Origin of the sequence: Paraflavitalea sp. CAU 1676 (assembly GCF_029223285.1) — a bacterium.
Classification (GTDB): Bacteria; Bacteroidota; Bacteroidia; order Chitinophagales; family Chitinophagaceae; genus Paraflavitalea.
The window spans coordinates 399,251-415,355 of the sequence record NZ_JARHUJ010000005.1; the positions used below are offsets into that span (position 1 = coordinate 399,251).

General features: G+C 51.3%; 9 protein-coding genes. 6 read left to right on the top strand and 3 right to left on the bottom strand.

What is annotated here, in order from left to right; all coding sequences use genetic code 11:
* Positions 1 to 21 precede the first annotated feature (21 nt).
* Entirely contained in the window at positions 22 to 4,026 is a 4,005-nt protein-coding gene (locus P2H89_RS18125; RefSeq protein ID WP_275829418.1) for a hybrid sensor histidine kinase/response regulator transcription factor, read from the bottom strand.
* 340 nt (positions 4,027 to 4,366) lie between these two features.
* Here P2H89_RS18125 and P2H89_RS18130 point away from each other — a divergent pair, with 340 nt between their 5' ends.
* The 6 genes from P2H89_RS18130 to P2H89_RS18155 all read left to right on the top strand — a co-directional run bounded on the left by P2H89_RS18130 (position 4,367) and on the right by P2H89_RS18155 (position 15,122).
* Positions 4,367 to 7,639: a TonB-dependent receptor gene (locus P2H89_RS18130; protein ID WP_275829420.1), complete on the top strand. Its 3,273-nt coding sequence runs from the start codon at positions 4,367 to 4,369 to the stop codon at positions 7,637 to 7,639.
* 20 nt (positions 7,640 to 7,659) lie between these two features.
* A complete protein-coding gene (locus tag P2H89_RS18135) occupies positions 7,660 to 9,426 on the top strand; it encodes a RagB/SusD family nutrient uptake outer membrane protein (protein WP_275829422.1) in 1,767 nt (588 codons plus the stop codon).
* A gap of 204 nt (positions 9,427 to 9,630) precedes the next feature.
* Positions 9,631 to 11,568: a heparinase II/III family protein gene (locus P2H89_RS18140; RefSeq protein WP_275829424.1), complete on the top strand. Its 1,938-nt coding sequence runs from the start codon at positions 9,631 to 9,633 to the stop codon at positions 11,566 to 11,568.
* Between the two features lie 10 nt (positions 11,569 to 11,578).
* Complete coding sequence (locus tag P2H89_RS18145; RefSeq protein WP_275829426.1) at positions 11,579 to 12,844, top strand: glycoside hydrolase family 88 protein; 1,266 nt, start codon at positions 11,579 to 11,581, stop codon at positions 12,842 to 12,844.
* Between the two features lie 37 nt (positions 12,845 to 12,881).
* Positions 12,882 to 14,159 carry a DUF2264 domain-containing protein gene (locus P2H89_RS18150; protein WP_275829428.1) on the top strand — a complete coding sequence of 426 codons (1,278 nt, stop codon included), beginning with the start codon at positions 12,882 to 12,884 and terminating at the stop codon, positions 14,157 to 14,159.
* Between the two features lie 39 nt (positions 14,160 to 14,198).
* Positions 14,199 to 15,122 carry a Nif3-like dinuclear metal center hexameric protein gene (locus P2H89_RS18155; RefSeq protein WP_275829430.1) on the top strand — a complete coding sequence of 308 codons (924 nt, stop codon included), beginning with the start codon at positions 14,199 to 14,201 and terminating at the stop codon, positions 15,120 to 15,122.
* Between the two features lie 2 nt (positions 15,123 to 15,124).
* On the opposite strand, the gene P2H89_RS18160 is transcribed toward P2H89_RS18155, so the two are convergent.
* Positions 15,125 to 15,610 carry an anthrone oxygenase family protein gene (locus P2H89_RS18160; protein ID WP_275829432.1) on the bottom strand — a complete coding sequence of 162 codons (486 nt, stop codon included), beginning with the start codon at positions 15,608 to 15,610 and terminating at the stop codon, positions 15,125 to 15,127.
* Between the two features lie 65 nt (positions 15,611 to 15,675).
* Entirely contained in the window at positions 15,676 to 15,990 is a 315-nt protein-coding gene (locus tag P2H89_RS18165) for a cytochrome c (protein ID WP_275829433.1), read from the bottom strand.
* Between the last annotated feature and the right edge of the window lie 115 nt (positions 15,991 to 16,105).

Genomic DNA, 16,105 nt, shown 5'->3' on the forward strand with positions numbered 1-16,105 from the left:
TGATGTTCAGGAGGCAGGCAGTTATTCAGGTTCTACGTCGGCATACTCGCTGGGCGTTTTGCCGTATTGCTTCTTGAACTCGCGGCTGAAGTATTTACGGTCGTTGTAGCCCACGGCGAATGCCACTTCGTATACAGTGAGTTGCTTTTGGGCCAACAGTTCGGCCGCCTTGCGCAGGCGGATGGATTTCACAAACTCATTGACCGACATATCGGTTACCGCTTTGATCTTCTTATACAATACCGGCGCACTCATCGCCACTTTGCGGGTGAGCATCTCAACCCCAAATTCCGGATCATCCATATGCTCCTCTACCAGGCCAATTATTTTTTGCAGGAACTCCTGGTCGATGGTATTGGGTAATACATCCTTTACAGCCGCAACAGTGGCTATGCCATCGGAAGCAGGCGGTGTACTGAGCTGGCTCGAAAACTTCTGCCGCATCTTTTCGCGCGCCGCGAGCAGGTTGCGTACGTTGAGCTGGAGCACTTTGGTGCTGAAGGGCTTGGTGAGGTAGAGGTCGGCGCCCGTTTCGAGTCCGCTTACCTGGTCGCTCTGCGTGCTCTTCGCCGTGAGCAGTATAACAGGAATATGGCTGGTGCGTTCATCGGTCTTCAGTTTTTCGCATAAGGTGAAACCGTCCATCTCCGGCATCATCACATCACTGATGATGAGGTCCGGTATTTGCTCGGTGGCTGCATGCCAGGCCGCTGCGCCATCAGGATATTCGAGAATATTGTACTCTGCAATGAAAGTGTCTTTGATCAGTTGGCGCAATTGCTCATTGTCTTCTGCGATCAGCAGGGTGAATGGCTTTAACGGTGCAGGCTCTTGTGCAGGAAGGGCGGGCTTTTGTGTGGAGATGATCTGCACTTCGTAGCCTGGTTCGGTCGTGACGGGCTGCGTGGTGTCGGTTGCCTGCAAATGGAGGTTGCCCTGCCGCAATGTTACGGTGAATACGGTTTTGCCTTCCCGGCCCTGGGTAGCCGGGTCGCTCTCCACTTTGATGGTGCCCTTGTGTAATTCCACGATATTCCTGCTGAGGGCGAGGCCGATACCATAACCGGTATTTTGCTGGCCGTGGTCGGCCACCTGGAAGAAATTCGTGAACAGCTTGTCGATGTATTCGGGAGCAATGCCGCGGCCGTTGTCGGTAACCGTAACGGTAACGATATTATCCTTTTGCTCGGCCAGGAGGATGATACGACCTCCTGCCGGGGTGAACTTGAAGGCATTGGCCAGCAGGTTGAAGAATACTTTCTCCAATTGTTCGCGGTCGAAGTAGAGATGCATGTCCTCCGTGTTATGGATAAAGGACATATTGATCTCTTTGGCGAGCGACATTTCGCGGAAGCTCACATAGATCTCCTGCAGAAAGGGTACCAGGTTGTGGCGGGCAATATGCAATTGCAGGTGGCTGGTTTCGGCTTTGCGGAAGTCCATCAGTTCGCTCACCAGTTTCAGCAGGCGGTTGGAGTTGTTCTTGACCTGGCTCAGCTGTTGCTGCACAAACGGATCGTTGTGTTTGTAGTCGATCATCTTTTCGATGGGCGCCATGATCAGCGTAAGGTGGGTACGTATTTCGTGCGATACGTTGGTGAAGAAGTTGAGCTTTACCTGGTGCAGTTCATCTTCCTTTTTCAATAAGGCACGCAGGAAGAGGTAGCGCACCACGAGGAATAGTAATGCCGCCAGTGCCAGGATGTAAATACAAAACGCCCACCACGTGAGCCAGAAGGGAGGCAATACTTTGATGGTGATGCTGGCAGGCTGGCTCCAGATACCGTCGTTGTTGGCGCCTTTTACGCGAAAGGTATAAGTGCCTGCGGGCAAGTTGGTGTACGTGGCCGCATTGGTGGTCACCTCGTTCCATCCCTTATCGAACCCTTCGAGTTGATAGGCGTATTTATTCTTGCTGCTTTTGATATAGTTCAGCAAGGCATATTCGATGGTGAATACATCCTGGTTATAGCGAAAGGTGAGGGTAGGGGAAAGTGCAATGTTTTCGCTGAGTATCCTGCTATCGTCGTTGATGGCGACGGGATTGTTGAAAAGCCTGAGGCCGGTAAATATGACCGGTGCCGTGTATTGGTTGGTTTCTACGCGGGCGGGCGTGAAATGGGTGATGCCATTGAAGCCGCCGAAATACATATTACCCCGGCTATCGCGGAGGTAGGCATTGAAATTAAATTCATTGCCGGCGAGCCCATCGCTCATGGTATAGGTTTGCGCGGTGTTTTGCGATGGATTGTATTTGATCAATCCCATATTGCTGCTCAACCATAGATTGCCTTGCTCATCATCGAGGATACCCACGACATTGGTATTGGCTGGTAATAATTTTTTGCCATACTGGGCGTATACCCCGCGGTGGGGATCGTATTGTGCCAGTCCGTTGTAACTGAGTCCCAGCCAAATCCGTCCTTCCCGGTCCTCCCGGATGCAGTTGATATAATGAACAGAATCTATTTTCGCGCTTTGCTGGCCGGTAATTTTATAGAGGCCGGGTACGCCGGCGATCCATACATTGCCAGCCTTATCGGTGTATACGTTTGCTGCCTGGCCGGGCAGGGGCGATACGGTGGAGCGCAGGTTATCACCCACCAGTTGTGTGCCGTTGCGTTGATAGATGGATATGCCTGCCTGGCTCACGATCCACAAACGACCCAAGGCATCTTCTGTGATGGAAGTGATCTCGGTGGTAAGTGAGTTAGGGTCGCTTTCCTTGTACAGGTACCGGATGAACTTGTGTTGTTGCCGGTCGTACACGTTAAGGCCGCCGCCGTGGGTACCGCACCAGGGATTGCCGTCCTTATCGAGGTAAACCACTTTTACGAGGTTCGAGCCAAGGCTTCCCGCCTCGCGGCTATTGTTCTTGTAAGCCGTGAAGGTTCCCGTGTTGCGGTCGTAATAGTTGAGGCCGCCGCCTTCGGTACCAATCCACAGGTTGTGCAGCTGATCTTCCACCATGCTGCTCACCACATTGTTGCTGAGGCTGCCGCTGTGCTGGTTGTTCTGGATGGTTTGAAAGGGCGTGCTGTACGAATAGGTGCTGTTGGCTCCCCCGAAATAAGTGCCTACCCAGATGGAGCCGTTGGCATCTTCGAGGATGCTGTAAATAGAATTCTGACTCAGGCTTTTTTTATTGCCTGCTTCCTGTTGATAGGAACTGATGGCCCCGGTATGGGGATCGATGATGCTGAGGCCTTCCTGGGTGCCTACCCATAGCTGGCCACGACTGGTGGCCAGAATTATCCGGATGTTGTTATTGATAATACCCGGTTGGTTGTTAGCATGCGACCAGGTTTTGAAAGTATTGGTGGCGGGAAGATACTGGTTGATGCCGTCATGCTGCGTGCCGATCCAGAGGTTCCGGGCTTCATCTTCTGCAATGGTCGTAATATAATCTGCGCTGAGGCTCTGTGCGTTGCCGGGTTGATGATGGAAATTGGTACAACTGATCTTCCCGTTGATCCATTGCAGGCGCGTGAGCCCATTGTTGGTGCCCACCCAGAGGCGTCCCTGGTGGTCTTCATGAAGAGCCCGGATGATGTTGCCGGCAATGCTATTGTTGCTATCGGCAGAAGGGTAAAAGGATTGGAAGTTTCTTTTGCCGGGGTCGGTAAGCAGGTGCAAGCCCTGGGTGCTGCCTATCCAAAGGCGCTGTTGTTTATCCTGGATGATACTATATATATTACCCATCCTTTTCCCATTGATCCAGATACGCTCAAAGGCGTCTGTTTTGGGGTCGTAGCGATCGAGACCGCCGGAGGTGCCGATCCATAAGTTGTTCTGTGCGTCGCGGTAAAGGGTGGTAATGTTATTGGAAGACAGGCTTTGCGTGTCTTTACCGATCGATTTATAGATCTTGAAGCGGGCGCCATCGTAGCGCGTGAGGCCGATGGACGTACCAAACCAGAGGAAGCCCTGCTGATCCTGCGCGATGGAAAGTACTGAATTGCTCAGCAATCCGTTCTCGACGGTCAGGTGGTTGAAGGCCAGTTGCTGGGCCTTGGCGGCGGGCATACACGCCAACCAGAGCAGTAGCACTCCGAAAGTTGTTCTTGATACGGTTCGACAAGCAGATACACCAATCATACCTCAATGTGATGGACTGTAAAGTTAGGGGGGAATGTCATGGCTCCTTGCGCCCGTGCTAAAATTCCAGCAAAAAGTATTTATTGATAATCATGCTGTTGCAGGCCGTTTAAGATATTCCCCCCATTCTTTTAGGATAGTCACCCCCGCTTCGCTGTTGCCCCGCCCATATTGCAATCAGAACGATGCTGCCTCCTGAAGGTGTTTGACCTGCTATGCCCCAGTGCAGCATCAGTTCGTTCATTTCATATCATTAAAACAACTGGTTATGCTGCTTAAAACTGATTGCACCAGGCTCCCGGTAAGGTACTTGTGGGGGTTGTTGGTTAGCTTGCTTTTTCCTGCCTTGTTGATGGCCCAATCCAAACCCGTTACGGTGGTTGTAACGGATGAAGCCGGGAAGCCTATACCCGGTGTTTCTGTTTCCCTGAAGAATACAAAAGTTGGTGGCAGCACCGATGAAGTGGGTAAGTATACCCTGAACGCAGCAGCCAGTGATGTGCTGATGTTGTCGGCGGTTGGCTTTGAAGCCACTGAAATCGTGGTAGGCCAGCAATCGAATATTTCCGTTTCCTTAAAGAACAAGAATGGCGCTATGAATGATGTGGTGGTGGTAGGGTATGCCACCCAGAAACGCGCAAACATGACGGGTGCAGTAGCTACTGTATCGGCCAAGCAAATTGCCGACCGGCCCATCACGAACGTATCTTCCGCGCTTTCGGGCCTTATGCCGGGTGTATCGGTAATGCAGGGCTCGGGCGACCCACGCGGCGATGGTGCTACCATCCGCGTGCGCGGTACCGGCACCATGAGCAGCAACAACTCTCCGCTCGTCGTAGTGGATGGGATCATTGGTGTGATGGATGCGGTGAACCCGCTCGATATCGAAAGCGTGACCGTATTGAAAGACGCGGCTTCGGCTTCTATCTACGGTACCCTGGCCGCCAATGGCGTGATCCTGATCACGACCAAGAAAGGGTTGAAGAATAGAATGACCGTTACTTACAGCGGCAATATGTCGATGACACAGCCCATGAATATGCCCAAGTTCGTTTCGAACTATGCACAACATATGCGTTTGATGAATGAGGGCTATATCAATGTGGGCCAGGCGGCGCCTTTTGCCGTGGGTACCATCAATGCCTGGGATTCGGCCAGCAAGATCCCGAACCAGCTCAACGCGATCGGTGTTCCCAATTCTATCGCTTATCCCAATGTTGACCAGGCTGCTGAGTTGTTCAACAACCGCTTCCTGCAAAACCATAGCATTTCCATCAATGGCGGTACCGATCGGGTAGGATACCTGGTGTCTATCGGCTACCTCGATAACAAGGGTACCATCGAAAACTCGGGCACCAAACGTTATCAGTTCCGCGCCAACCTCGATGCGAAAGTGAATAAATTCCTGACACTGGGTACGCAGACCTTTGGTTCTGTACAGAACTTTGAAATGGGTAATACTTCCAGCGCCTTCAACTTCCTGCGCCAGTCTACCCCGGGCATTGTTCCTTACTGGAATGGCCGGTACGGATTTCCGCAGGCACCTGGTGAATCGGGTACTGCCAATAATATACTCGCATTCCTGAACAACACCGAAGGCGGTGACCAAACGACCCGTTTCAATACGACCCTGTATGCTACAGCGCATATCATGAAGGGACTCACCTTTGAAAGCAAAGTGAATTACCAGATCAGGCAAAATGAATACAACTCCCACACCAATCCGGATGTGAGCCTGCGGTATGATTTTGCTACTGATCAGTTAAAGACCGGTTTGCCTTCCCTGGCCAACGCCACTACCTATTACAGTTTCGACAAGAACTACCAGCTCACGTTCGATAACGTATTGAGGTATGCTACTTCTATCGGCGACCACGACCTCGGTGGCCTGGTAGGTTACAACCAGCTTTATTACAATGTCTACAATTTCAACACTACCAAAACCGGCTTGATCGATTATGATCTTACCACACCTGGTGCGGTATTGACACCCACTACCATTAATGGTGGTGAGTCGGACTATGGCATCCGTTCCTGGTTTGGCCGTGTGAACTATGCCTACAAAGGCAAATACCTGTTGGAAGGTAACCTGCGTTATGATGGCGTTTCCCGCTTTTCGCCCGATACACGCTGGGGCCTGTTCCCTTCAGTATCTGCCGGCTGGCGTATCTCGGAAGAGGATTTCATGGAGCATACACGTGGCTGGCTCAGCAACCTGAAGCTGCGTGCTTCGTGGGGACAGCTGGGCAACAATGCCAGCGGCAACTACGATTGGCAGAGTGGTTATGTAACCCGCCTCTATTCGTTCAACAACGTACAGGTAGGTGGTGTGGCTGTTGGTAGCTATGCCAACCCAGATCTGAAGTGGGAAACTTCTACCAATACCGATATTGGCGTGGAAGGCTCGCTGTGGGGCAATAAATTGTTCTTCGAACTGAACTTCTACAAGCGCATTACGTCCGATATCCTCAATGTACCGCCCATTCCGTTAACAGCTGGTATTGCATCGGCTCCAACGGTGAATGGTGCCGAAGTAACCAATAAAGGCGTGGAACTGAACCTTGGCTATCGTGGCAGGATCAGTGAGGTAAGCTTCAGTGTGGCTGGCAACGTTGCCTACAACTTGAATGAAGTAACGAAGTTCAAAGGCAAACTGCAGGAAGGCTGGGTGAAAGATGCGGGCGGTAACAATGTTTACCAAAGCAACCTGGGCGCCGTTTCTACCGGTAGTGAAACAAGAAGGGTAGAAGGTCGCAAGATCGATGAATATTATCTGTACCAGGTATACCGTGGCAGCGCCACTTATACGAATGCAGATGGTAGTGTGAATGTGAATGGTGGTCCGCGTGATGGTATGATCCGCACACAGGCCGATCTCGACTGGGCCAAAGCCATGATCGCTGCAGGGCATCCTTTGCGCCCGGCCAATGGTGTGAGCAAAACATCTATCTGGTATGGCGACCTCGTGTATGCCGACCTGAATGGTGATGGCGATTATGGTAACTCCTTCGATCGTTATTTTGCCGGTTCTTCTGCCTTGCCCAAGGTTATCTTTGGTTTCAATACAGAGCTCACCTGGCGCCAGTTTGATTTCTCCATGATCTGGGCCGGTGCTGCAGGACACAAGTTCTACTGGAATGCCGATAACTACAACAACTCATTCGTTACGAATGGTAATGCGTTCTCGACCTTGTATGCCAACGATCACTATTTCTATGATCCGGCTACACCCGATGATCCCCGCACCAATATCAATGCGAAGTATACACGTTTGAAAGCAAGCGATCCCCAAAATCGGGGCGTGGCGAGCGATTACTGGTTGTACAATGCCAGCTGGATCAAGTTGAAGAACCTGCAGGTAGGTTACAACCTTCCCGATACCTGGATGAAAAAAGCATTCCTGCAAAGGGCGCGTGTTTATTTCTCCGGCGAAAACCTGCTGATGATCACTTCCTTCCCGGGCCTTGATCCTGAGATCGGCAGTGGTGTGAGTTACCCCACGATGCGGCAGTTCAATTTTGGTGTGAACCTTACTTTCTAACTATCAAAATGCTTTGGAACATGAAAAAGTTTATATGGGTCAATGCTGTGCTGGCCTTGTCGCTGGCAAGCTGTAAGAAGGATCTGCTGGACAAAGTTCCTTACGACCAGCTGGCTTCTGAAAATATGTGGACCACCGATAACCTCACGGAGGTGGGTGTGAATGGTATTTACAATGCGCTGCGCCTGGGTTATCAATCGGGCGGCGCTTCCGGACTGGAGATCTATCAGTACGACCGTTTTTCCTTCAGCGGGCAAACACGCGATGCAGAAGGTATGATGCAGGGCACCATTACCCCTGGTAATGGATTGTTCAGCGGCAACTGGCGAAACTTCTATGAAGGCGTGATCCGGGCCAATGATGCCATTGCGAACATTCCGGCGAAATCGCCTTCGAGCGCTGCGCGCAAGGCACGCTTTATCGCTGAATCCAAATTCCTGCGCGCGTACTATTATTTCCGGTTGAACCAGGTGTGGAAGGGGGTGCCCATCTACCTGGAGCCTACACCTTATGATGCCTTCACCAAGGCCCGCTCTACCGAGGCGGAAGTATGGAATGTGGTGTTGAAAGACCTTACCGATGCGATCAATGAACCTGAACTGCCCAGCCGCTATACCAGCGGCTCCGACAACGGGCGTGCGACCCGCGGTGCCGCTTTTGCCCTGCGTGGTAAAGTGTATATGTACATGAAGGATTGGAACAAGGCGGCGGTTGATTTCGATTCGGTAAAGAAACAGGGTTATACGTTGTTTGGTAATTATACGCAGTTGTTCAAAGAAGCGAATGAAAGAGCGCCGGAGATGATCTTCTCCTTGCAGAATATCGCGGTAGCCAACCTCGGTTCCACGACGCAGTTCTATTGCGGTGGCCGCTCTTCCTTTGGTTTCAACTGGAACACGTATCTCGTATCGCCCAACCTGGTCGACCTGTATGAGAAGGCCGATGGCAGCAAGTTCAACTGGGATGATGTGTTGCCTGGTTATTCTGCGATGAAGCCGGAAGCTCGTCAGGTATTCTTCCTGCGTGATAACCTCTCTGCTGCCGAGAAAACAGCAGCAGCCGGCCGCGGTGCCGACATGAGCCAATATCTCCCCGTGGGTAACGAAGCGCGCATCAAGGCCGCGTATGAGAACCGCGATCCGCGCCTGGCGGCGAACGTGATCACGCCGTATTCTACTTTCAATGGAGTATTGGGTGGCACGGCCATCAACCAAACGGTGATCAGCCGTTTCCCTTACCGTTCGGAGAATTCACCTACACTCGACTACCGTACCGATACGCAAGCTTTCTTCTATTATCTCTACCGCAAGTTTGTGGGGGAGAATAATAATGAATTGCTCGACCGCAGCTTTGGTCCTATCGATCAGCCATTGATCCGTTATGCGGATGTGTTGCTGATGTGGGCAGAAGCCTTGAATGAACAGGGTGATGTACCCGGCGCTATCGCCAAAGTGAATGAAGTGCGTGCAAGGGTTAATATGCCAGCTTTGCAGCAGGCTGATAATACAAAAGGAACTTTCGTGGCCGGTCAAACAGAGATGACCGAGCGCATCCGCAACGAGCGTCGTGTGGAGTTCCCCAACGAAGGCATCAATTATTTTGATGAACTGCGTTGGAAGAGCTGGAAGAGCAGCACCTTCAAAACCGGCAGTGGTGTGCAGCAGGTGTGGGGACAAAGTACTGTGCCTTACACCTGGGGCGGCGATTATCTCTACACGTGGGCGATCCCTGCGGCAGAGATCGAGCGTAACCCTGCTTTGAAACAAAATGACGGATGGCCGCAATAACCGGCCGTTTTAAATAGCTCCATAAGCAGCAGATATGTTAGACATAAGCACCTGTTCCGGGGGGAACGGGTGCTTTTTCCTTCGCTTTTTGTTGCAGCATTAATAGGCGATTAAGATTGAGGGCCTTTATTTAGGGGGCCGGCGGGTGCTCTTCGACTTGTGCATAGATAGGTTTATTTTAGTGGCCCTATAATGATTGTTTATATGATGAAAAAACTGTTCCTGTTACCTGTTCTGCTGGCCTGCCTGGCAGCCTTTTCTCATGAGCCGCGCAACCTGTTGCAAAAGAAAGCCTCGCTGGCGCAGGTGAAAGCTAGTTTGGTGCCCGCGGCTGCCTGGGTAAAATACCCGGCCTATACCGATCGCAAGGGGTGGGATATGCTAACCGGCCCGCTAAAAGCGGCTTTGATCAAGGACGGAGAAGCTGCTTTAAACTACAATTGGAAAGTAGTAAAGGCAACAGATTATCTCGCTTATGAGCGTACAGGCAGCCGGCTCGCCATGGAAACGCCCTTCCAGGACAATAATGTAGCCCTGAGTAACCTGGTGTTTGCAGAACTGGCAGAAGGCAAGGGACGCTTCCTCGATCAGATCATCAATGGCTTGTGGCAAACCTGCGATATGTCGTCGTGGGCGCTATCGGCCCATCTTACTGCTCAGAAGAACAAAAGAAACTTGCCGGATTACCGGGAAGAGATCATAGATCTTACTTCGGGCGACTTAGGGTCTTTTCTTTCCTGGACCTGGTATTTTTTTCGCCAGGAGTTTGATAAAGTAAATCCTGTTATCGCTGCACGTTTGAAACAGGAGATCACGAATCGTATACTGGTACCTTATATGGCCCGCAGCGACTACTGGTGGCAGGCGCTCAATTATAAACCAGGCATGATGGTCAATAACTGGAATCCCTGGTGCAATTCGAATGTGCTTGCCTGCTTTTTACTATTGGAAGAAGATAAAGACAAGCTGGCTGCTGCGGTTTATCGTACTATGCAGAGTGTGGATGAGTTCATCAATTATACCCATGAAGACGGGGCTTGCGAAGAAGGACCGTCGTACTGGGGCCATGCTGCGGGTAAGTTGTACGACTATCTTCAGCTGTTGAGCAATGCCAGCCGGGGGCAGCTCAGCATCTTCCAGGAACCCATGATCAAAAGCATGGGGGATTATATTGCGCGTAGTTATGTAGGGAACGGTTGGGTGGTCAATTTTGCAGATGCTTCTGCGAAAGGGGGCGGGGAGCCCGGCGTTATCTATCGTTATGGTAAGGCTGTGCAAAGCCGCGATATGCAAGCTTTTGCTGCCTATCTTGCTGCGGCGAATAAAGGGAGCTATACTGTCAATGCCGTCCGCGATTTCTTTCGCACGATCGAGAACCTGACCACTTATCGCGAAGTATTGTCTGCTTCACCTGCATTACCTGTCAATGCCTTTACCTGGTATCCCGAAACTCAGTTCTGTTATATGAAGAACAGTAATGGATTCTTCTTTGCGGCGAAGGGTGGTTTCAATAACGAAAGCCATAATCACAACGATGTAGGTTCTTTCTCTCTTTATGTGGATACGCTGCCGGTGATCATCGATGTAGGGGTGGGTACCTACAGCAAGCAAACCTTCAGCAACGACCGTTATACGATCTGGACAATGCAAAGTAATTACCATAACCTACCAATGATAAATGGTGAGTCGCAGCCATTCGGAGCGCAGTATAAGGCGTCCAATGTGGCGTTCGATGCAAATAAGAATAAGTTCAGTCTCAATATAGCCGGCGCTTATCAGCAAAATGCAGCCGTGAAAAGCTGGATGCGGTATTACACCCTGCAACCTCAGGCGCTGGTGTTGGAGGATGTGTTTGAACTAAGCGCGCAAAAGCAGGCCAACCAGGTAAACTTTATGACCTGGGCCAGACCGGATGTATCGAAGGCAGGTTCCGTGGTGTTGATTAAAAATGGCACAGCCATCCAGTTGCAATACGATGCCAGCCTTTTTAACGCTACCGTAGAAACGATCCCGCAAACGGATGTGCGCCTGTCAAGGGTATGGGGCAATGAGTTGTACCGGTTGTCGCTCACTGCTAAAAAGCAATCGCTGAAAGGGCGTTATCGTTTTGTGTTTACCCGAAACCAAATTCCTAACAAGTAAATTATTTTTCATGAAGCAAATGTTTGTGTGTGCCGGTATTTTGTCGCTGTGCCTGCTTGGCTTTACGACGCGCAACAGCGAGGCCGATTTTGTAAAAGAGAATTTCAAGTATGCCAACAAGCAGTTGAAGACGATGCTGCAGGAAACCGGTAACAAGCAGAACGCTTTTCCGCGTACGATCAATAAGGCTGGTAAACTCGTAACTACGAACATGTACGACTGGACACCGGGTTTCTTTCCCGGTAGCTTGTGGAATGCCTATGAGTATATGGAAGATACGGAGATGAAAACTGCTGCGCGTACCTGGACCGAGCAACTGGAACCACTAAAAACCTTTACCGGGCACCATGATCTTGGCTTCATGATGTATTGCAGTTATGGCAATGCTTACCAGCAAACCGGCAACGATGCCTACAAAAATATCCTGGTGCAATCGGCCCGTTCTTTAAGTACACGTTTCAATCCAACCACCGGTTGTATCAAGTCGTGGAATACTTTCAAATCCTGGCATGGTAACAAGACCTATAATTTCCCGGTGATCATCGATAACATGATGAACCTGGAATTGCTGTTCTTTGCCTCGAAGGTAACGGGCGATACCTCATACCGCCATGTTGCCGTATCACATGCCGTGAATACCATGAAGTACCAGATCAGGAAAGATTATAGTTCGTTTCATGTTGTGTGTTACGATACCATCAACGGAAAGGTAGCTGGTCAGGAAACTGCACAGGGTTATGCTGATAACTCTACCTGGTCGAGGGGCCAGGCCTGGGGTATTTATGGCTTCACCATGGTGTACCGCGAAACCAGGGACCCGCGCTTCCTGAAGACGGCCCAGGGCATGGCCGATTTCTTCATCCGCCACAAGAACCTGCCGGCCGATAAAGTGCCTTACTGGGATTTCAATGCGAACCAGGCTGGCTATACGCCCGGTGTTAATTCCAACGCTCGCAAAGTAACGCAATCGTACCGCGACGCTTCGGCTGCTGCGATCGTAGCGTCGGCCCTGTTTGAATTGAGTACGTATGTAAGCGGCGCTAAAAGTAAGGAGTACAAGAACGCTGCGATCAAGATGCTACATTCGCTGGGCAGCGATGCCTACCGTGCGAAGCCCGGCACCAACGGTAATTTCCTGTTGATGCATTGCGTGGGCAGCATTCCCCACAACGGCGAGATCGATGTGCCGCTGGTGTATGCCGATTATTATTTCCTCGAGGCGTTGAACAGGTACGATCGTTTGCTGAAAGGCGAGTCCCTGTTTGCCAAAGGGTAAAAACTTTACATTTATTCATTTACCGATAATGGTGATCATGAAATTTGCCGCTAATTTATGGATGGCTCCGGTGGTATTGTTGTGTGCCGGGGTTGGGGCCCAGGCGCAATCGAAAAAGGCGCCGCGCACAGAAACGAAGACGGTTGTTGCCGAAGTGAAAACGACCGGTGTGCAGGACCGCGCCTACTGGAGCGAGCTGTTGTACAAAATGGCATCGCCGGTGATCCTGAACCTCGCCAATGGTACGTTGAAGAAGAATATGCCGGTGGAGAAGTCGCCTACTTATGCGTTGAACGCCGACAAGGTGACTTACCTCGAAGCGGTAGGACGCACGATGGCCGGTGTAGCGCCCTGGCTGGCCCTTCCTGATGATGAGACTAAAGAAGGGCAGCAGCGGGCTACTTTGCGCAAGGCATTGCTGAAAGGCATTGCCAACGGGGTAGATCCCTCGAATCCGGATTACCTCAACTTTAGGAGCGAGAACCAGCCCATTGTAGACGCTGCCTATATCGCGCAGGCATTTCTGCGTGCACCGAAGGCGCTGTGGGAGCCGCTCGATGCGGTTACCAAACAACGGGTGATCGAAGAATTCAAGACCCTGCGTACACGCACGGGGGCGTATAATAACTGGCTGTTGTTTGCTGGTATCAACGAAGTGTTCCTGTTGAGCGTGGGCGAGCAACCCGATCCGGCGCGCATTGAAATAGCCAAGCGAAAGATACTGGAATGGTATGAGGGCGATGGCTTTTACAGTGATGGTCCGTCGTTTAGCCTGGACTACTACAACAGTTATGTGATCCATCCCATGCTGGTCGACTTTTTCAAAGTGCTGGTCGATAACAAGCGCGCCAAGGAAGAGGAATATGAACTGGCGTTGAAAAGGATGGTGCGCTATGCCGAGTTCCTGGAGCGCTTCATCGCCCCCGATGGCAGTTATCCTGCCTTTGGAAGATCGGTCACTTACCGTACGGCAGCCTTTCAGGCGTTGGCCCAATCGGCACTGATGGACAAGCTGCCGGAAGGAGTAGTGCCTGCACAGGTTCGCTGCGGGCTAACGGCGGTGATGCACCGCATGTTTGATCAATGCAATAATTTCGACGCGAATGGTTGGCTGGTGCTGGGTTTCTGCGGTCACCAGCCTATGATAGCGGACTATTATACCTCTACCGGCAGTTTATACATGGCAACGCTGGGTTTTCTGCCTTTGGGATTGCCGGCTACGCATGCTTTCTGGACGGAGGCGCCTGCCGACTGGACCTCGAAGAAGGCCTGGAGCAGTCAGCCTTTCAAAAAGGATTATCACGTAGAGTATTAAGGATGGATTGTTCTATATTTATAGCACAACACATGCTATATGAACACCTCGTCCCTGAATAATGAATTGTCTCTCCTTCATCGAAGATCATTTCTCATCAATACAGTAGCGGCGGCGGGTGGTCTGGCCCTTTTGGGTTCTCCACTCGCCGGTTTCGCCGCCGGTGGCGCTTCTGCTGCGCCGACAGTACAGGATATCATCAACCTCATTTTGAAAGAGGGTAACCTGCAGCCCATCAAAGACACGGTCGATACCATCAAAGCCGGCAAGGCAGATCAGCCGGTAACGGGTATCATTACCACCATGTTCGCCACGATCAAAGTGATCGAAGAAGCTGCCAGGCTAAAGGCGAATTTCATCATCGCGCACGAACCTACTTTCTACAATCACAAGGACGATACCGGCTGGGTGAAGGATAATAGAGTCGTTCAGCAAAAGCTCGACCTGCTGGCGAAGCGCGGCATCACGGTATGGCGTTTTCACGATTACTGTCATTCGCTGAAGCCGGATGCCATCAGTTATGGTGTGGCCAAAAGAGCCAACTGGCTCCCTTACTACAAAACAGGCGAGTTGATATTGACGATCCCTCCCGTGTCGCTGCAACAGCTCGTGCAGCATCTTAAATCTTCGTTGGGCATTACCCACCTGCGGGTGATCGGAGATCTCAATCAATCCTGCTCACGCATTGCTTTGTTGCCGGGCGCCTGGGGCGGACAGCGGCAGGTGAACGCTGCCGAAACACTGCAGCCGGATGTGCTGGTGGTAGGAGAGTTGTCGGAATGGGAAACGGCCGAGTACATCCGTGATAGCCGTTTGCTGGGCGGTAAAACAGCCCTGATCGTGCTGGGCCACAGCGTGAGCGAAGAGCCCGGCATGGAATGGTTCGTTGATTGGTTACAACCTAAAATACCTGCGCTAACAGTTACCCATATCGCTTCGGGCGATCCGTTTACGTGGATGTAGGTTCAGCGATTCGCCAGGCATCCCAGTATGGCCATTAAGGCACTGAGTACATTGGCAACGGTGCGGATGCTATGAAACATATTCCACCGAGCTTCAAAAGCCTGCCGATGCTGAGACAACTGTTCAGCGGTGGATGCGGGAATATTGATTTTGTCGAGGGCATCATTAAGGGGTACATTACCGGCGATGGTGACGCCAAATACACCAACGATGTAGAGGAGGGCGGCAGCCAGGAAATACCAGAACTGTTTGCTGGGTTGTGGTGCGTAACTGAGCCAGGTTGCGAGTGGCAACAAAATGACCGTACCGAGGAAGGTGGCGAAGAATACGGGATTGAGGATGGCGCGGTTGATGGATTGCATGGCATTGAGGTAGTCGGCGTCGGCCAGGCGGCCAAGACCTGGATTCACCGAACAGGAGTAGGCGTAAAAGAGGCCGGCGGCAAGGCTGGTGCTGAGGGTGGCGGCAACGATGATGAGATATGTCATGGGTTTATTTTTCATGGTGATGCTTTGTAGAAGATAATTCGTTTAGTGATGGAGGTATTCTTACATTATTTGCGCAATGTTTTAACGTAGGCTACTACCAGTTGCAGTTCGGCTGTATCCAGTTTTTTCTCCCAGGCCGGCATTACCTTTCTCCCCTTGGCAATGGTGGTGTACAAGGTTTCTTCATCCAACTGGCTTGTCTGGAGGTTTTTGGCACCGAGGAATCCTTTGGTGCCGTCTTTTCCGTGACAGAGTTTGCAATGACGTTCAAACAATTCCTTACCGGTGCGACTGGTACGGGAGGGCTTTGCCTGCAAGGGCATGAATGCCTGTGCTACCAGGAGTGTGCCGAGCAAGGTGGAGAAGAGTATTGTTTTCATGGCTTTCATTTCCTCACAAAGCTATCGCCGCCGTTTTCGCGGAAATAGAACAAAACCGACAAGGGGATGAAAGGCGGGAAAGCCTGGAATCGATCATTCACGGTACGGCAGGCCC

What these genes read in the sequence shown, in the direction of transcription:
- P2H89_RS18125 (WP_275829418.1), bottom strand. Translation starts at nt 4,026, where the DNA reads ATGCCCGCCGCCAAGGCCCAGCAACTGGCCTTCAACCACCTGACCGTC.
- P2H89_RS18130 (WP_275829420.1), top strand. Translation starts at nt 4,367, where the DNA reads ATGCTGCTTAAAACTGATTGCACCAGGCTCCCGGTAAGGTACTTGTGG.
- P2H89_RS18135 (WP_275829422.1), top strand. Translation starts at nt 7,660, where the DNA reads ATGAAAAAGTTTATATGGGTCAATGCTGTGCTGGCCTTGTCGCTGGCA.
- P2H89_RS18140 (WP_275829424.1), top strand. Translation starts at nt 9,631, where the DNA reads ATGATGAAAAAACTGTTCCTGTTACCTGTTCTGCTGGCCTGCCTGGCA.
- P2H89_RS18145 (WP_275829426.1), top strand. Translation starts at nt 11,579, where the DNA reads ATGAAGCAAATGTTTGTGTGTGCCGGTATTTTGTCGCTGTGCCTGCTT.
- P2H89_RS18150 (WP_275829428.1), top strand. Translation starts at nt 12,882, where the DNA reads ATGAAATTTGCCGCTAATTTATGGATGGCTCCGGTGGTATTGTTGTGT.
- P2H89_RS18155 (WP_275829430.1), top strand. Translation starts at nt 14,199, where the DNA reads ATGAACACCTCGTCCCTGAATAATGAATTGTCTCTCCTTCATCGAAGA.
- P2H89_RS18160 (WP_275829432.1), bottom strand. Translation starts at nt 15,610, where the DNA reads ATGACATATCTCATCATCGTTGCCGCCACCCTCAGCACCAGCCTTGCC.
- P2H89_RS18165 (WP_275829433.1), bottom strand. Translation starts at nt 15,990, where the DNA reads ATGAAAACAATACTCTTCTCCACCTTGCTCGGCACACTCCTGGTAGCA.